The sequence below is a fragment of the Porphyromonas endodontalis genome (genome assembly GCF_052173515.1).
Taxonomy (GTDB): domain Bacteria; phylum Bacteroidota; class Bacteroidia; order Bacteroidales; family Porphyromonadaceae; genus Porphyromonas; species Porphyromonas endodontalis_A.
This window is the reverse complement of the sequence record NZ_JBQMYL010000001.1, coordinates 112,668-131,473: the sequence shown is the minus strand read 5'-3', so window position 1 is coordinate 131,473 and position 18,806 is coordinate 112,668. Positions and strand designations below refer to the sequence as shown.

At 46.2% G+C, this 18,806-nt stretch carries 15 protein-coding genes and 1 tRNA gene; all 16 read left to right on the top strand.

Translation table 11 applies throughout. The features are described 5' to 3' along the window. Window positions 1-224 precede the first annotated feature (224 nt). The gene (locus tag ACTTHR_RS00570) at window positions 225-1,067 is read left to right on the top strand and encodes a 1-acyl-sn-glycerol-3-phosphate acyltransferase (RefSeq protein WP_442604804.1); all 843 of its coding nucleotides are present in this window, start codon (window positions 225-227) and stop codon (window positions 1,065-1,067) included. A gap of 33 nt (window positions 1,068-1,100) precedes the next feature. Then, window positions 1,101-2,045 (top strand): GNAT family N-acetyltransferase, encoded by a 945-nt coding sequence (locus ACTTHR_RS00565; RefSeq protein ID WP_442604803.1) that lies wholly within the window; start codon window positions 1,101-1,103, stop codon window positions 2,043-2,045. A 10-nt stretch (window positions 2,046-2,055) separates the two neighbouring features. Beyond that, window positions 2,056-2,439 carry a YraN family protein gene (locus tag ACTTHR_RS00560; RefSeq protein ID WP_004334134.1) on the top strand — a complete coding sequence of 128 codons (384 nt, stop codon included), beginning with the start codon at window positions 2,056-2,058 and terminating at the stop codon, window positions 2,437-2,439. Window positions 2,440-2,576: 137 nt separating this feature from the next. Next, complete coding sequence (locus tag ACTTHR_RS00555) at window positions 2,577-3,572, top strand: ROK family protein (RefSeq protein ID WP_442604802.1); 996 nt, start codon at window positions 2,577-2,579, stop codon at window positions 3,570-3,572. 38 nt (window positions 3,573-3,610) lie between these two features. Continuing rightward, window positions 3,611-4,381 carry an SDR family NAD(P)-dependent oxidoreductase gene (locus tag ACTTHR_RS00550; protein ID WP_304285933.1) on the top strand — a complete coding sequence of 257 codons (771 nt, stop codon included), beginning with the start codon at window positions 3,611-3,613 and terminating at the stop codon, window positions 4,379-4,381. A gap of 575 nt (window positions 4,382-4,956) precedes the next feature. Next, a complete protein-coding gene (locus tag ACTTHR_RS00545; protein WP_442604801.1) occupies window positions 4,957-6,414 on the top strand; it encodes a cell division FtsA domain-containing protein in 1,458 nt (485 codons plus the stop codon). Window positions 6,415-6,441: 27 nt separating this feature from the next. Then, window positions 6,442-7,983, top strand: a complete 1,542-nt coding sequence (locus ACTTHR_RS00540) for a cell division protein FtsZ (protein WP_314862411.1) — start codon at window positions 6,442-6,444, stop codon at window positions 7,981-7,983. 48 nt (window positions 7,984-8,031) lie between these two features. Then, complete coding sequence (locus ACTTHR_RS00535) at window positions 8,032-8,487, top strand: GatB/YqeY domain-containing protein (RefSeq protein WP_442604800.1); 456 nt, start codon at window positions 8,032-8,034, stop codon at window positions 8,485-8,487. A 49-nt stretch (window positions 8,488-8,536) separates the two neighbouring features. Further along, complete coding sequence (gene murD / locus ACTTHR_RS00530) at window positions 8,537-9,895, top strand: UDP-N-acetylmuramoyl-L-alanine--D-glutamate ligase (protein ID WP_442604799.1); 1,359 nt, start codon at window positions 8,537-8,539, stop codon at window positions 9,893-9,895. A gap of 22 nt (window positions 9,896-9,917) precedes the next feature. Next, a complete protein-coding gene (locus ACTTHR_RS00525) occupies window positions 9,918-11,336 on the top strand; it encodes an FtsW/RodA/SpoVE family cell cycle protein (protein ID WP_442604798.1) in 1,419 nt (472 codons plus the stop codon). Continuing rightward, window positions 11,329-12,453 (top strand): undecaprenyldiphospho-muramoylpentapeptide beta-N-acetylglucosaminyltransferase, encoded by a 1,125-nt coding sequence (gene murG, locus ACTTHR_RS00520; protein ID WP_442604797.1) that lies wholly within the window; start codon window positions 11,329-11,331, stop codon window positions 12,451-12,453. Before ACTTHR_RS00525 ends, murG begins: the two co-directional genes overlap by 8 nt. Window positions 12,454-12,475: 22 nt before the next feature. After that, window positions 12,476-13,870, top strand: coding sequence for a UDP-N-acetylmuramate--L-alanine ligase (gene murC / locus ACTTHR_RS00515; RefSeq protein WP_442604796.1), 1,395 nt, complete (start codon window positions 12,476-12,478; stop codon window positions 13,868-13,870). Window positions 13,871-13,882: 12 nt separating this feature from the next. Further along, a complete protein-coding gene (locus ACTTHR_RS00510; RefSeq protein WP_442604795.1) occupies window positions 13,883-14,632 on the top strand; it encodes a cell division protein FtsQ/DivIB in 750 nt (249 codons plus the stop codon). 126 nt (window positions 14,633-14,758) lie between these two features. Beyond that, window positions 14,759-16,123: an Ig-like domain-containing protein gene (locus tag ACTTHR_RS00505; protein WP_442604794.1), complete on the top strand. Its 1,365-nt coding sequence runs from the start codon at window positions 14,759-14,761 to the stop codon at window positions 16,121-16,123. 193 nt (window positions 16,124-16,316) lie between these two features. Next, window positions 16,317-16,392 (top strand) — tRNA-Pro (locus ACTTHR_RS00500). A 170-nt stretch (window positions 16,393-16,562) separates the two neighbouring features. Further along, complete coding sequence (locus ACTTHR_RS00495) at window positions 16,563-18,731, top strand: ATP-dependent Clp protease ATP-binding subunit (protein ID WP_315598968.1); 2,169 nt, start codon at window positions 16,563-16,565, stop codon at window positions 18,729-18,731. Window positions 18,732-18,806: the final 75 nt, after the last annotated feature.

The window sequence follows — 18,806 nt, the reverse complement described above, 5'->3', positions numbered from 1 at the left end:
AAGGGGAGAACGAAGATGAAAATAACGCCCCAAGGCTAGGGAATATAAGGGGTTTTAGTTGCACGATGCGACTAAAACGTGCAACTTTACTAAAGACAACATTCATACAACGATATATTACTACTTTTGCAACAAGCAACACCACACAACATAGATAAAGAAAGGAGAGTTGTATCCACATCCTTTACGAGGTTGGGTATGACATTACTTATAAAAAAGGACGTATGGAAGGGAGTATCACTCCACAACAAATAGATATTGGTGCCATCATATCGGCAAAGTGGGGGCAAAGCGTTCCGCACTTTGTTGTGCGATTGGTAGAGAGACTTATCCATCAGCGAGAAATCAATGAGATACTGCGAGACCATGGGCACCTGCAAGGCGTTGCTTTTATGGATAAGCTGGTGGAGATTTTTCGGCTTTCTCTGGGTTTTGTTCACGAGGAGCGTTTGCCACAAGACAAACGTGCTCTTTTCGTCTCCAATCACCCTCTAGGAGGGTTAGATGGCATCTGTCTTACTCACATGCTCGCAGGGCACTATCAATCAGACATTCGCTACATTGTCAACGACCTCCTAGGGAATCTCAAACCTCTAGAGTCCATTTTTCTCCCTGTCAATAAGTATGGTTCCCAGAGCCGTAGCTCCATTGAGAGAATGAATGCCGCTCTAGCAGGCGACCTTCCGGTGATCACTTTCCCTGCCGGTCTTTGCTCTCGCCACTTTGATGGTCGCATCCAAGATCTCACATGGCAAAAGAGTTTTGTGCGTCATGCCGAGGAGTTCCATCGTCCCATTGTACCCCTCTTTTTCGAAGGTTATAATAGTAAACGCTTTTATAGGATAGAACGAGTGCGCAGAAGCCTCGGGCTCAAATTCAACATCGGCACTGCACTACTCCCCGATGAGATGTTTCGTGCCCAAGGCTCGTCATTCCGGGTTTGGGTAGGAGAGCCTATCCCCTATCAAGAGCTACCCTCAATGGGGAAACGCTCGGCAGATATTGCCCTCGCCATTCGCGAACGTGTATATCGTCTCCCGCAAGAGAGTACGCCATCGTCCCTCTAGTTATTCACCTCAACCACTTTATTGCAATAATCTATGCAACCCATTATAGCCCCTATTGCTCCGGAACTTATCATGGGGGAACTTACCCCCGACAAGTTGCTTCGCCCCACAAATAAAGGACGCAATAACATTTATATCTTCTCAGCACACGAGGCTCCACACACCATGAGAGAGGTAGGACGACTACGAGAAGAGGCCTTTCGTGCCGGCGGTGGGGGCAGTGGTCTTGCGTGTGATATCGATGAGTACGACCTAGATCCTCTGGGCTATAAGCAACTCGTAGTTTGGAACCCCGAGGCTCAAGTGATTGTAGGAGGCTATCGCTATATTTTAGGTTCCGACGTGGTAAAACATCCGAAGGGTACCGATATACTTGCCACTTCTCATATGTTTGACTACAGCGATGAGTTCGTACGAGATATTCTTCCCTATACAATAGAGTTGGGACGCTCGTTTGTTTCTCCCGACTTCCAGTCTACCCGCTTTCACCACCTCTCCATCTTTGCATTAGACAACCTATGGGATGGCTTGGGAGCACTCACGGTACTCAATCCTGAGATTCAGTACTTCTTTGGTAAGGTAACTATGTATGCCAATTACAATCGTCGTTGTCGCAATCTCATTTTACACTTCATGCAACGCCATTTCCACGACGATCGCCACCTCGTTACTCCCAAGCAACCTCTAACCGTTGATGTTGATCCGGAGGAGATGGATCGGCTATTTTCAGCAGGAACTCTCAGTGCCGATTATCTAGCACTCAAGCGCGAGGTTCGCAAAACAGGCATCAGCATTCCACCTCTCTTCAGTGCCTATATATCCCTCTCACCCCAACTCCTCTTCCTCGGCACAGCGATTAATTACGAGTTTAGCGAGGTGGAAGAGACAGGGATTCTGATCCGTATAGATCAAATTTTAGAAGAGAAAAAAGAGCGACACATCAATACGTTTCAGAAAACGCCTCACCCCGCGAGCTAGAGCAATAGAGATGGCACAACACAACGACCTTGGCGTATTGGGCGAACGAGCTGCCTACCGCTATCTAGAACAATTGAAGTACAAAATACTCGATACGAATTGGTCTATTGATGGCAAGAAGGAGGTGGATATTTTTGCCACAGACGAGAGAGAACTCATCGTTATTGAGGTCAAAACGCGGAACGAAGATTATTCTGTTTCTCCATTGTCGGCAGTTACTAGGCGTAAGCAAGCCAACATAATATCCCTTACAAACGCCTATATCCGTCTAAAGGGCATTACCCTACCCATACGGTTTGATGTGCTCACAGCCGTTTTCCATCCCTTTGATCAATCCTTTGATATAGAGTATTATAAAGATGCCTTTAGGGCAACAGTACGAAAGAAATACTAGCCAAGAAAAACAAAACAGCACTAGAAAGCACAAGTTTGCATACTTGAAGATGCCAATTTGCTCTCTTATATTGCAACTAACATACACCTACCATAATATTTTTAATACCTTTGCATATAAAGAGTAAAGGTTATTATATGGAAACAACATATACTATAGGCATAGATATTGGAGGAACCAATACTGTGGTAGGTGTAGTAGCGACTAATGGCACTATTCTTGCTCGAGAAAAATTCCCGACACGTTCTTGTGGTGCCAATTTCACTTGTTTTACAGATAAAATAGAGAGGTATATTCACGCGCTTACCCAGCAGTATAATCTTGCCGGCAAGATTGATGGAATTGGGATTGGTGCTCCCAATGGTAACCATGGAAATGGTACCATAGCCTTTGCCTCTAACCTCCCATGGAAAGAGCCTTTTCCCATCGTCCAGCTGCTCCAAGAGCGAACGCATCTACCCGTTGCCCTTATAAACGATGCCAAAGCTGCCGCTATTGGAGAACGCACCTACGGAGCGGCACGCGGCATGCGCGACTTCATTATCATTACCTTGGGCACTGGTGTTGGGAGTGGTATTGTAGCCAATGGAGAGCTTATATTTGGTCATGATGGACTAGCCGGAGAACTGGGACATTTTATAATTCGCCGTGGGGGTCGCCCCTGTGGTTGCGGACGTTGTGGATGTTTAGAGACCTACTGTTCGGCACGCGGTATGGCAAGCACTGCGATAGAATTGCTCCAAGAAAGTACAGAAGACAGCCCTTTGCGCCACATCCAAGAGGAGGAAATCACGAGTAAGGCCGTCTATGATGCCGCCGAAGCCGGGGATCCGATTGCTCAAAAAGTATTCGAGATAACAGGTGAGATATTGGGCGAAAGTTTGGCAGATTTCATGACCTTTTCGAGTCCGGAAGCGATTATTCTCTTCGGAGGAGTTACGGCAGCCGGGGAGCGATTGCTGCAGCCCATCCGGAAAGCTCTTAACAAAAATCTTCTCTGCGTTTACCAAACACCCAAATTACTTCTCTCTCAACTTCCTACCGATGATGCCGCCATATTAGGCGCTGCAGCTGTAGGAGTAGAGGTAGCCCTCCGCGCTAGTGGACAAAGTAAAGGCGCAATGGCTTCGTAGTAATATTGCATCCTTTTCAAATTAGATATCAAACTACTATGGCAGAAAAATCACATCCTATTGCTCTCGTAACAGGGGCTACATCGGGTATCGGTCGTGCAACAGCTTTGAGGCTGGCACACATGGGATACGATGTTATCATTACAGGTCGTCGTGGCGAGCGTCTTGCTGCCTTGAGTCAGGAGATAGAAAAAGAAACAAAAAGCCGCACATTGCCTTTGGTTTTTGATGTACGCTCCTTTGAGGAAGTTCAGAAGCATTTAGGCACTCTCCCCTCGGAGTGGGCTGATATTGAAGTGCTTGTAAACAATGCCGGATTGGCCGCTGGGATGGAGCCTCTACAAGACGGCTTGGTAGATGATTGGGAGCGAATGATTGACACCAACATCAAGGGGCTACTCTATGTAACCAAAGTGGTTTCTCCTGGGATGATCGCTCGTGGGCGTGGTCATATCTTTAATATTGGCTCTATTGCAGGGCGTGAAGTATATCCTTCCGGCAACGTGTATTGTGCGACCAAACATGCTGTGGATGCTCTCTCTAAGGGGATGAGAATCGACATGCACAAGTATGGGATAAAGGTAACTCAGATAGCACCCGGAGCGGTAGAAACGGAATTTTCTCTCGTTCGCTTCCATGATGATGCGGCTCGTGCTGAGAAAGTTTACGAGGGCTATACGCCCCTCACTGGCGAAGACATCGCTTCTTGTATAGAAGCTGCCCTCCGCTTACCCGACAACATTTGCTTGGCAGATATGCTTGTTCTCCCTAAGGCTCAAGGATCTAGTCGAGACTTCCACCGCAAATAACACCCTGCGGATACCCCTTTTTATCCCTCCATACTACATTATCGCGGAGGATTTAGTCCTATTCTGAGGGGCAGTTTGGGAATTGAGAGTTACGAGATCTCGCTCCCCAAGCCGCCCTTCTTTGTTATGGGTAAAGCTCCAATACAAAACATCCTTCCCCAAACATTTCGATCACGAACTGGGTAAAATCTTCGTAATGTCCCAGCCCAGATTTTTCTGAATTCTGCCCTGTAAATATTTTTGTCTTGCCCAAGATTGCAAAAAGTTCTACTCAGTTTTCAGGCAAAGTTTGGGCAAGATATTTTGGGGACGTCTCCACGCCTCTAAGGGGAGCTAACAGGATTCGTGGAGGGCGCTCCTCCTTCACCATGAGGGGAAATAAACAACCATTCAACCCCTCGACAGGCAGTTCCTTTCAATCTCTGTTACACATCATCTTCACAACCCCTACATTCGTTCTAATTAATTCGGTAGCATATAGGGGTATAAGTCATCTATTATAGTTACTTTTGTAGGGAATAATTCCGTTGTATTACTTCAGGAAAGGAGTTTGTAATAATATCAGTCGTTGGAATATGGACACAAACAAGTTAGTGTATGTTGCCCTTGAGCTAGGTAGCTCTCATCTCAGCGGGCTACTTGCCTACAAAGATGCTCTAGGGCGCGTTGTGCCTATGGCTTCGCGTCGGGTGGAGAGTAAGGGCAGTATCGTACATGGGACTATCTACAACATAGATGTAGCAAGCGCGATAGCCAAAGAGATCATCAAAGACTTCGACCAAGAGCTAGAAGGCAGTGGTTATAGCATATCCCAAGTCTACATTTCGATAGATTGTCGTTCTCTTCATTCTCTACGACATATCGTCTCTCACAGCTATGATGGGGATGGAATACTCGCCACTGAAGAGCATGTAAAGGAGCTGGAAGAGGAGGTGCTAAAAGAGCAATTTGATGGATACGAAATACTCTCCGTACTCCCACCCTACTACCATGTGAATGGACGGAGAGAAAACTCCATTGTGGGAATGTTGTGCCGAGAAGTGCGCGCCTACTACACATTGCTACTTGTACGAAAGACCTATGTTCGCCTCATCACCGACTTGGTAGAAAAGAGATTGCGTCTAAAACTCGCCGGTATCTTAGCAGCTCCTATCTGCGAAGCGCAGGTAATTTTGAGTCCCGGGATCCGGCAAATGGGATGCGCTCTTGTGAATATCGGAGCCGATTGTACTACGGTATCTGTCTACAAAGAAGATGCTCTAGAGTTACTGCGCGTTTACCCTGTAGGAGGGAATGCTGTAACGGGCGACCTCACTACGTTGCATATCCTACGAGAGGATGCTGAGGAGATCAAGTGCAACCGACTTAGCACAGTAAGCGAGATGAAAGACGGAGATTATTTTGTAGAAATTCCCTCTTTTATCGGCAAAGAGGCTCAACAAATTAGGCTCTTAGACCTCAACCGCTGTGTACAGGCCCGCATGAAAGAGATTATTGCCAATGTACAAGCTTTGGTAGAGAGCTCCGGAGTGGCTAATCGCATCGACGGAGGATATATTTTCACAGGCGGAGGTTGCCTCATTGGCCGCTTCAATCGTCTACTAAAAGACATGGGAATTAATGACTCCATACAGATCACCTCTGTCAACGACAAACTCTTCTTTGCAGAGCCCAATACGGATGAGTTTTTTGCAAACCCCTCTCAATATGCAAGTATTGTAGGCGCCATTTATTGCGCCACAAAGGGATGCTTAGAGGTTGCCAATACGGTGTTCTCTAGCCTGCCCCAAGAAGAAGAGTTTGAAAACGAGCCCTCAAAGCCTCTACAACAAGATGAACCTCTCAACGTATCTGCCGAAGGAAGAACAACGAGACGTGAAGAATACACAAGAGAAGAGGACGAGGATTCAAACGGCAAATTCGACCCAACAACTAGGAGAGACGAGAAGAAAAATAAATTCTCTATTGGGAAGGTCTTCAAAGATTTCCTTGACGCGGCTTCTAACACACAGCCCGAAGACGAAGAAGAATAAAGAGCAAGCACTAGAATCGAAAACGACATGTTTCCAGAAGATAATAAGGATATAAATGATACTCCACTCAAGAGAAGCGAAGAGGGTTTTTCGATTGAGTTTGATGTAAACTCAGATAATGCTTCAGAGACACCAACTCTAGCGCCCGCCCAAGAAACTGTCTCTCGAGATTTGATGGAGGAGCACGAAGAGGTACTAAAAGGGGGACTCCCGTTCGACCTACTTACCACCTCCATGGCAGAGCGCAAGCCTATAAAAATTGTGGGTATCGGCGGTGGGGGTGGTAATGCAGCTGAGCATATGTACCTAGAGGGAGTAGAAGGTGTAAGCTATCTAATCCTCAACACTGATGTACAGCAGCTCAACGACAATAAGATCCCTCACAAAATCGTACTTGGGGAGAATGTAACAAGAGGACTTGGTGCCGGTGATACGCCTGAGATTGCTCGCCAAGCAGCTCAAGAGAGTGCGAATAAGATTAGAGAAGCCCTCCGCGATGGCAATACAGAGATGGTATTCATCACAGCCGGCATGGGGGGTGGTACCGGTACCGGTGCTGCCCATGTCGTGGCTAATATTGCCAAGAAGGAATTGGGACTTCTCACAGTAGCCATCGTCACTATCCCGTTCGCTTTTGAGGGATCACACAAGATTATAAAAGCCCTAGAGGCGGTAGAAAAACTCAAAGAAGAGGTAGACTCCATCCTAATTGTCAATAACGAACGCCTCCGTCAGTACAACGCAGCGCAAAAGAATTCCTTTACCAAGTCTCTCTACATAGGGGACACCGCTGTATCTAAGGCAGCCAGTAGTATTTCCGATCTCATTATCAATCCGGGGTATATAAACCTTGACTTTAATGACGTAAAGAAGACGCTGAACAACGGAGGGGTAGCTATCATTAGTACCGGTATTGCAAGCGGAGAAGATCGTCTTAAGAAAGCTATTGATGACGCTCTCTCCTCTCCCGTTCTCAACAACAACGACATTACCCAAGCCAAGCGTGTGCTGATAGCTATTGCCCATGCTCCCGACAACGACGAAGATCCAACCTACAACTTTCAGACGGAGGAACTGGATGCACTCAACGACTTTACCTCGGGGATGCAAGACTATAAACTCATACCCGGGTTTTACGAAGATAAGTCTCTCAAAGAGAATCTACGAGTAACCATTTTGGCTTCGGGATTCGATCTCTCTGCCACTATCGAAAGTGCCAATCTGGGAGACCCTATTGCCAAGAGCGAACTACTGCAGCGACATAAAAATCAACAGCAACTCATCAATAAATACTACGAGGGAACTCAGTCGGTCGATAACTTCAATCGTAAACTTCGTGGGCACCTCAACCTTCCCTTTATCCTCAAAGAAGAAGAGCTTGATGACGATGAGTTTATAAATGCCCTACTCAACACTCCTGCGTACAATCGTAATCATGAGGAGCTTGAGAGCCTGCGCAAACTGAGGAATCCCGACATGGGAGGAGGAGAAAACAAAGCGAGTGGCTTCAGTGGTACCAATGCCATTGACGATAAGCCCCTCGTAAGCAATGTTATCGACTTCGACTAAAAGTGAGAATATCCCTACTATACTAACTCTATTTATCCGTAATGTTCTATGAATCTATTCGATCAAATAAGTGAAGATATAAAGAGCGCAATGCTCGCTCGCGACAAGGTAACTTTAGAGGCTCTACGTGGAATCAAAAAAGAATTCCTCGAAGCAAAGACGGCCAAAGGAAGCAATGGAGAACTACCGGATGACAAGGCTCTTGCCATCATTCGCAAACTACTAAAGCAAAGACGCGACAGTGCCGAAATTTACACGCAAAATGGCCGTCCCGAGCTTGCAGAAGCCGAACTTGCGGAAAGCCTTGTACTTGAGCGTTATCTTCCCAAACAACTGAGCGAAGAAGAGCTCATGCCCATAGTGCGAGCTGCCGCCCAAGAGAACGGCATTACAGATCCCAAGCAAGGCGGTCGTCTGGTAGGTATCCTCTGCAGGCAACTAGCAGGGAAAGCGGATGGCAAACTCATTGGAGAGGTTGTAAAAAAGGTACTAGCTTCTGAATAAATCCTATACAGAATTAATCTCTGTATGGTGTACACAGTGTAAGTATTATATGTCGTATTTATTGATATTAGGAGGAGGAGAAAGCGGTGTAGGTGCCGCTATTCTCGCACAAAAGGTAGGGCTTCCTTGCCGAGTTAGTGATAAGGGGAAATTGAATCCTCAGTACCGAAAGGAACTAGAAAAACGAGGGATTCCCTACGAAGAGGGCAAGCACTCCCCCGATTGGCTCCTCGGTGCCAACGAAGTAATTAAGAGCCCCGGGATACCGGATTCTCTCCCCCTAATTCAGGACTTTATAAAGCGTGGAGTCTCTGTTATTAGCGAAATAGAGTTTGCCTCTCGATACCTACCGGAGGATACAAAGGTCGCTGCCATTACGGGTTCGAATGGTAAGACCACCACCGTCAATTGGGTTACTCACATCCTAAAAACAGCAGGATACGATGCTGCTATGTGCGGCAATGTTGGGTTTTCCATGGCACGACTTGTTGCGGAAGATCCTCACAAATACTATGTAGTGGAAATGAGTAGTTTCCAACTCGATGGCACCTACAAATTCCATCCCAATGTGTCCGTACTGCTCAATATTACCCCCGACCACTTAGATCGCTACGAGCACAAGTTTGAGCTGTATGCCCTATCCAAGATGCGTATTACTCAGCAACTTGGCAAGGGAGATAGCTTTATCTATTGGGAAGAAGACGCTTTCATAAAGAAATACTTGGAGCAACACACAATGGAGTGTTCCCTACTCCCATTCTCTCTACAAGCTGGTGGAGCAAAAGCTCTATATGAGATCGATAAAGAAACGCTCCATATAGAAGCCCAACACGACCTACCGGCTTTCTCTATCCCCAAGCGTGATTTAGCCCTTGTGGGGAAACACAACCTACTCAATGCAATGGCTTCTGCTCTCGTAGCTCGTGAGTTTGGGGTGAGCAATGAATGCCTCGGCAAAGCTCTAAGAGACTTTAAGAATGTTCCTCACCGTATTGAGTTCGTAGCAGAGATCAATGGCGTACGCTATATCAATGATAGCAAGGCAACAAACATCCAAAGTACCTTCTATGCCTTAGAGGCGCAAACTGCCCCCGTGGTACTAATCCTAGGAGGGACAGATAAGGGAAATGATTATTCGGAGATCGAAGATGTAGTGCTCAGCAAGTGTCGTGCCCTTATATTCATGGGTATAGACAATGATAAGCTACACCGATCCTTCGATGGTAAAATTGCTCAAATACGCGATGCCCGATCAATGGATGAGTGCTTAGCCCATGCTCAAGAGCTCGCCCAGTCCGGAGATGTAGTCCTACTCTCCCCTGCGTGTGCCAGCTTCGACCTTTTCAAAAACTACGAAGATCGAGGAGAGCAATTTAAGGATAAAGTGCTAGCGACTAAGGATAGATAGCCTCCCCCAAACAGAGCGGTATATGCCAATAGATGTAGTATCGAAAGCCGATGGATTGCGTAAGAGTTTCTTTCGCTCCAATCGTGTAATTGTCAGTCTTTTCCTTGTACTTTGGGCTATTGCTGTGCTGGTACAATTCAGTGCTATCAGTTTCTTGGCAGGAGAAGAAGGGCGAACTTTTTTGGGAGTATTAGTCAAATCTTTGGGGATCATGCTCAGCACGCTGGTGCTATTCTTTTTGTTCTCCAGTATCCAGCGCCGTGATAGATTGATAAATACAGGGTGGCTAATCTACCTTCTCTCTGTGCTTGGGATAGTACTGGTTCCCTTCATCGGATTAGAGATTAATGGGGCCCGACGCTCCCTCCCCATGCCCATAATCGGTTCTATTCAACCCACAGAGTTTTTCAAAATTGGGATTGTCTTTGTGGCTGCCATGGTATTCGGGGATTTCAATCACCCCATCAGCCGATTGGCAGACAAGCTAATGAACCTACTAAGAAGGGTCTTTAGGGGGATTCCACAATTCGAGTGTAGCCCCACGGCTTCTTTCTTTATTCTGGTATTTACCCCCCTATTCTTCGTCTTCTCCCATGCTCTATCTATGACTATCTTTTTGGTCATTCTCTCCTTAATACTCGTACTATATGGGGGTAAGGTCGATCGCTTTTTTATCAGGGTAGTGCTAGGTATGGTGATCGTTGCAGGAGTAGGATTCTTAGCCATAAAATATACTCCGGATAGTGCGGTGCGTGGCACCAAACTCGAGCGCATGATCACCTGGAAAAACAGATTGGAGCCCGACCGTGCAGGCTTAACAAAGGAGGAATATAATGCCTTGTCGAAGACTCAGCAAGACTCTCTAAACTACGTAATAACAGACGCCACGATGCAAGAGAAGTATGCAAAGATGGCAGTAGCAAGAGGGTTACACAATGGGATACAAGGAGCGGGGAATAGCAAGATGCGTCACTTTATGCCCGAGATATATAACGACTTTATTTACTCTCTTATCATCGAGGAATATGGTTATTTGGGGCTTATCGGGGTACCCATCATATATCTATTATTACTACTCTACATTCGCCAAATAGCCCAAGACTCAAAATATCGCTTCTACGAAATTGTCCTCTACGGCCTCACCACGAGTATCGTGCTCCAGGCTCTTGTCAATATGTTTGTAGCCACTGGTATGATCCCCGTTACAGGTCAGACGCTCCCCCTTATAAGCTATGGAGGATCCTCTCAGTGGGCAGTATCCATTCAGTTTGGGCTTATTGCGGCCGTTGTCTCCATTATTTACAAGGAGAAAATGGCTGACAAAAGAGAACAAGAGGAGCGCGAAAAAACAGAGACAGACGCTATTATCGAAACCTCCCAAGCCCCTATTACAGAAGAGCTAGAAGGCATCGAGGAAGAAACAATCAACGAACATGAATAAGTCAATAGAGCGGATTATCATATCAGGAGGAGGTACCGGGGGACATATATTCCCGGCCATAGCTATTGCCGATGCGGTACGAGCCCGGTACCCCAACGCCGAGATTCTTTTTGTAGGAGCTGAGGGGCGCATGGAAATGGAGCGAGTGCCCAAAGCCGGCTACAAGATAGAAGGGCTCTCTGTTCGTGGTCTCGATCGTAAGCGTCCATGGCGCAATTTCAAAGTATTGCTTGACTTCCTCCGTTCGGAACAAAAGGCAAAGAAGCTGGTAAGGGAGTTTAATCCTCAAGTGGTAGTAGGTGTGGGAGGATATGCTTCCGCCCCTACACTTAGAGCGGCTCAACGCTTAGGAGTACCCACCCTCATCCAAGAGCAAAACAGCTTTGCGGGTAAAGCCAATAAGATGCTGGCTACTCGAGCAAAGTATATCTGCGTTGCCTATCCCAATATGAACCGCTTTTTCCCAGAAGAATCCATCGTCTTAACGGGGAATCCGGTTCGCCCTATCCTCGAAGACTCTCCCCTACCCGATAGAGGTGAAGCCCTCGCCCGTTTTGGGTTTACCGACGAAAAATATCCTCTACTGATGGTCGTAGGGGGAAGCCTTGGAGCTAGAACCATCAACGAAAGTATAGAAGCAGGGCTTGCACTCCTCAAGGAAAATAAGATACGCTTGATCTGGCAAACAGGCAAGGCCTTCGCCTCTAGAGCCCAAGACGCTATTAAGGCGTTAGGTCCCGATGCAGCGCAATGGATCGTATCAATGCCCTTTATTGATCACATGGAGGATGCCTTCTCTTGTGCCGATGTAGTGGTATCTCGCGCAGGGGCCACCACCATTAGTGAACTATGCTTACTAGGGAAGCCCTCTATTCTTGTTCCCTCTCCCAACGTCGCAGAAGACCACCAGACCTGCAACGCAAAGGCTCTATCCACTCGCAATGCAGCCGTATTAGTCACAGATATTGATGCTCGCAATCGGCTCGTGGATGAGGCTCTAGCCTTAATAAAAGATAAGCAGAGGCAAAATGACATGTCAGCGAATGTCAAGCAATTGGCCGCACCTCATTCAGCTCGTCGTATCGTAGAGCTTATAGAAAGTATCATCTCCCAATAGCAACTAGCAAAGCACCTATCCTATGAACAAAGATAAGCTCTATAGCCACGTATATTTTATTGGCATCGGAGGTATTGGTATGAGTGCCTTGGCTCGTTATTTTCATGCCAAAGGCTCCTTGGTAGAAGGGTATGATCTGACTCCGAGCCCACTCACGGAGGCTTTGCAAAGCGAGGGAATCTCCGTACACTACACCGATGATCCCGAGTATCTTGCTCGTTGTGCTTTCCCTCTAGCAACCACACTCGTTGTGTACACACCAGCTGTCCCCGACCATTTGGGAGAGCTACAATACTTTAGACATGAGGGTTACCGAGTAGTAAAACGGAGCGAAGCCTTGGGAGCCGCAGTGCAAGATGATCTCCTACTCGCCGTGGCCGGGACGCATGGAAAGACTACAACATCCTCGCTTCTTGCCCATCTTTTGCACCATAGTAAGGTAAAAACAAATGCTTTTTTAGGTGGAATTAGTGCCAATTATCAGTCTAATCTACTACTAGATTCAACTAGTCCTTACGTTGTAGTAGAGGCTGACGAGTACGACAGATCTTTCCTACACCTGTACCCTTATATTGCGATAGTCACCTCCATGGATCCCGACCATTTGGATATTTATGGGACTCCCGAAGGTTATCGTGAGGGCTTTGCCCAATTCATCCGACAAATAAAACCGGGAGGGACCCTAATCTATAAAAAGGGGATTACCTCCACTCCCGCAACACAAGAGGCAGTCAAGTGCTATACGTATGCTATGGGCGAGACAGCCGATAGTTACTCCGACAATATCCACTTCGATGAGGGACGTCTCTTTTTCGATTGGCACTTCCCGGAGCGAGGCATAGAATTCAAGAATCTAGAATTGGGGGTACCTATTACTATCAATGTAGAGAATGCTACAGCAGCTCTCACGGCAACCTGCTTATTAGGAGTAAGTGAAACGGAACTCCGTTCTGCACTAGCCTCTTTTCGTGGTATTCATCGTAGATTTGAGCGTTTGCTAGATACCCCCAACAGAGTACTCATAGACGATTACGCTCATCATCCTGAAGAGCTGAGAGCCTCCATAGCCTCTGTACGAGCACTCTACCCCCACGACAAGATAACGGGGATCTTCCAACCTCACCTATACTCACGTACACAAGATTTTTATACTGAGTTTGCCGCGGTTCTTTCTGAGCTAGACGAGGTTATCTTGCTGCCCATCTACCCTGCGCGAGAAGAGCCTATACCGGGTGTTTCTTCCTCTCTTATTTTAGATAGGGTCTCCACGGCGGAAAAGTCTTTAATCCCTAGAGAAGAATTGGTAGAAAGACTACGAGAGAGAGAGAATCTTAATCGAGTAATTCTAACACTAGGCGCCGGAAATATTGACCGTATCGTAGCTCCGCTGCGAGATATGCTCCTGGAGCGAAATTAAATGTCCTTGAGAATGAATCGTAAACTATTTTTCTTCATTGTAGGACTGCTCCTAATTGCTACTCTTATCACCCTGGCAATCACGACGCATCGCGATCGCAGTCACATCCATATTGTCAAGTATGTTGCCAACATACAGAGAGTAGAAGGTGCTGCCAATATAGACGAAGAGGATGTAATACATGAGCTGCAACAGATGTTCCCAAGTGGGAAAACTAAAAGTATAGACTCGATTGATGTGCATAAGATTGAGGAAAAACTAAAACAAAACGGACTCTTCGAAAAAGTAAATGTCTACTACACCCTAGAGGGAGAGTTGCATGTGGATATTACCCCCGCAGAGCCGGTATTCTTAGTGGTTAGCGATAACAAAAGCTATTATGTATCGAAAGCTCATAAATGCATCCCCGCAGAACAGCTAGGGAAGTACTCACAACCCCTACTTGTAGTGTATGGGGATGTCGATGAGCAGGAGGCTACGGGAGAAATCTATGATCTCTGTAATCTCATTTCGTCCGATGCCTATTGGAGTAGCTTTTTCACAGGCATCCGAGTACAACCAGGGAGTAAACATGTAGTAGCCGACACACAATACGATCACCTCTCCATCAACTTTGGTTCGATGGGAGATTGGAAATATAAATTGTGGCAACTTCGCACCTTCATAGACCAAGCCATCCCAAAGGTAGGTTGGCAGGCCTATAGTCAGATTTCCCTTGAATACCCCAACCGCATTACAGCTACTGAGCGCATTTCTCTCTAGAGAGGTGGACAGAGGGAACAAGATGGAGTAAGCCTCCGAAAAATTGGAGTGCTCTCCTTTTGCAAGACATTCCCCTATCGAAAAAAAGACATACATCAAAACATCTAGATAAACAAACGATAAGTTATGAACAAGATTATCAAAAGCATTCTAAGTATTCCCTTTGCTCTGGTAGTACTTCTTACTAGCTCTTGCCTCAAACCAGAGCCATGCAATAGCAAGTTTCAATTCGAGCAAGAAAGTATCACGCTCAAAATAGGTGAACAAGTTACACTAAAATTCAGTGGATATATTTCCAAGAAAACCCAGATTTCATGGAGTGTAGAAAAACCCAATGTTGCCTCTGTGGATAATGGAACCGTACGTGCCTTGAATGCCGGTACTACCAATGTGTATGCAGAAGCAACCATCAATGGAGTAAAAAAAACGGCCCGATGTACCATAACTGTAAGCCCAGAAGGTCTCAAGTTTACAGACTCCAATCTCCCTAAGAGGATACTACAACTCCATCCTGAAATTGACACGAATAAAGATGGAGCTATCACTCCGGAGGAGGCTCTTCTGCTTACCGAATTAGACCTTGAAATTAAAGACAAGACAAAGGCAACAGCAGAGGAAAAAATTACCAGTATTGACGGAATCGAATTGTTTACCAACCTTACCTTCCTCAATCTCAAAAACCAATTTATCAAAGATGCCACCCCTGTAGAGGCTCTCAAAAAGCTCGAAAAGCTCTACATTACTTACACAGAGATCCCGTCTATACAAGTAAAAGAAATGCCGGAATTGCGCGACCTCCGTCTCTTTGGCAACAAGAATATAAAGGAGATTGATGTTAGAAGCAACACTAAGCTTGATACTCTCTATATCCAAGACACTCAAATCTCAGAGATTGATGTAACCAACAATAAAGAGCTTATAGACCTCAATGTAAACCGAACAAACCTCACTCGCTTAATCCTTGCAGACCTTCCCAAACTTAATCAAGTCCTTGCCGTTAAATGTCAGATTTCTAGCGTTTCATTCAAGGGGTTACCTGCTATAGAGAAGATCTACATTGATAATAACCAACTAACGAGAGTTAACTTGAAAGACCTGCCCGCTCTCATGCACCTAAGTGTTTACAATAATAAGTTGCAGACTCTAGAGCTAGACTTACCTAAGCTCATGTTCTTACACACCCACGAAAACGAGCTAAAATCAATCGATCTTAGCAAGCTCCCGATGCTCTTCCATCTGGATATTGATAAGAATCCTCTAGTCAAGATTGATTTATCGTCCAATAAACTTATACGTGACCTAAGGTCAGAATACATCCCCACGCTTGAGGAAATAAACTTGAGGAATGGTGAGTATAACGAAGATGCCCAATACGAAATCAAAGAAGGCAATACGGGCCTTAAGAGAATATTGGTGGACAGCGGAGATGAAGAAACACACCTACGTAACCTGTTTCCTGCCGGTTCTGGTGTAGCCATCCTAGCCGAATAAGCAACACTTTTCCACGTTGAGAAGAGTATAATTAAAAACCTCTCACTCCATCTTTTGGGGTGGGAGGGTTTCTATTTATGGGCTTCCTTATGGAAAAAGCTCTCCAATTGTCAAGCATTTCTGCACTTCTTTTGATGGCTACAAGATGGCTAAGTCTAATATTCTTATTACCTTTGCAGTTGGAAAAGTCCATCGGGATGTAGCACAGTTGGTAGCGCGCCACGTTCGGGACGTGGAGGTCGGAAGTTCGAGTCTTCTCATCCCGACCAACAAACAGGAAGACGTGTTGAGTAAATCTTTATTCAGCACGTCTTTTTTATGCCTCCTATCTGACAAAACGACATTAATTGGACATTTTGTCTGACAAATCAGGGAAAGGCATATTTTTTGCATCCATGTAGAGCAAATAATTGTAGAGCAAATAATAAAGCATTGACCTATGGAAAATCAAAACAGACAATCAACAACTCAGCAACAGAGTGCTCTCAGCCTTTACGCTCGCGACCTTTGTCAAGCTGCCAGTGCGGGAAAGTTAGATCCTGTGATCGGGCGCGATGAGGAGATTCGCCGTGTGCTGCAAATACTATCCCGAAGAACGAAAAACAATCCCATCTTGATAGGAGAGCCGGGGGTGGGCAAAACAGCCATTGTAGAGGGGCTTGCACAACGTATTATTCGTGGTGACGTACCAGAGAATCTTCACGACAAAAAGATATTCTCTCTTGATATGGGAGCTCTCATCGCTGGGGCTAAATATCAGGGAGAGTTCGAAGAACGACTCAAAGGAGTAGTACGCGAAGTGGTGGAAAGCCAGGGACAGATCCTCTTGTTCATCGACGAGATTCACACCCTAGTAGGAGCCGGTAAAAGCTCCGGAGCCATGGATGCCGCCAATATTCTAAAGCCAGCGTTGGCACGAGGCGAACTGCGTGCTATCGGGGCAACCACTCTAGACGAATACCGAAAGTATTTTGAAGTAGATAAGGCCTTGGAGCGTCGATTCCAAATGGTAATGGTCTCAGAACCCGATGAACTTGCCTCAATATCAATCCTGCGAGGGCTCAAAGAGCGCTACGAAAATCACCACAAAGTCCGTATCCTTGATGAGGCCATTCTATCCGCAGTGCATCTATCACACCGCTACATCACAGATCGATTTTTGCCCGACAAAGCCATCGACTTGATAGACGAAGCGGCTGCACGACTCCGTATTCAAATCGATTCTCAACCCGAGGAATTAGACGAAATAAGCCGACGCATCAAGCAACTAGAGATCGAACGCGAAGCAATCAAGAGGGAGCACGACAAGGAAAAGGTGTCTCAACTCTCCCAGGAGATTGAAGAGCTCCGTAAGCAAGAAAGCGAACTATCATCTCGCTGGAATAAGGAGAAGACGATCATCAACACCATCCAGCAATTGAAGTCCGACAAGGAGCAACTATCCATTCAGTCCGATAAGGCCGAACGAGAAGGAGATTATGGCAAGGTAGCAGAGATCCGCTATGGTAAGATACGAGATATTGATGCCCGAGTAGAAGAAGAGCGAAAGAAGTTAGATGAAATCCGCTCAGGAGAACCTCTTATCAAAGAAGAAGTCGGTAGCGACGATATTGCCGAAATTGTAGCCAAATGGACTGGTATCCCAGTGAATCGTATGCTTACGAGCGAACGAGAAAAGCTACTCCACCTAGAGGAAGAATTGCATAAGAGAGTGGTTGGGCAAGACGAAGCGATACGCGTGGTTTCCGATGCTGTACGCCGCTCCCGTGCCGGCCTACAAGACCCTCGCCGCCCTATCGGTAGCTTCATCTTCTTGGGTACTACCGGAGTCGGGAAAACAGAACTTGCCAAGGCTATGGCAGAGGTGCTTTTCGATGACGAAAGCATGATGACTCGTATTGATATGAGCGAATATCAAGAGAAGTTTAGTGCAACCCGATTGATTGGTGCACCTCCAGGGTATGTTGGATACGAAGAGGGAGGGCAGCTTACCGAAGCCATACGACGCAAGCCTTACTCTGTGGTTCTATTCGATGAAATAGAAAAAGCGCATCCCGATGTATTCAATCTCCTATTGCAAGTATTGGACGACGGACGTCTAACAGACAATAAGGGGCATGTGGTCAATTTCAAGAATACGATCATCATAATGACGAGCAACTTAGGGAGCTACGAGATTAACCAAAAGTTTGCCCACATTACCCCGGAGAATAGGGAAAGAGTGGAAGAAGAGGCTCGAGAAGAGGTGTGGGCTATACTCAAAAAAAGTATCCGACCCGAGTTCCTCAATCGTATCGACGAAGTTGTAATGTTTAAGCCTCTCACTGCACAAGAGATTGCAAGCATTGTGCGTCTGCAGTTGCAGTCCATTGGCACCCTCCTAAAGAGTAGCGATATAGAGCTGACTTACTCAGACGCTGCCGTTACTCGACTCACGGAGTTGGGTTATAGCCCTGAGTTTGGGGCACGGGCCCTCAAGCGTGTTTTGCAAAGAGAAATCCTCAACGAACTCTCAAAAGCTTTGCTGGGGAATAGTGTTGACAAGGATCGCCCCATCCATATTGATGTGGATGCAGAGACGAAAAAGTTCACATTTACCAATATCTAAATTTTACAGCCCGTGGAGAAGAATTCCATGGGCTGTAATTCTTTCTTTTACCTTCAATAGATTCTCTACCAGAGG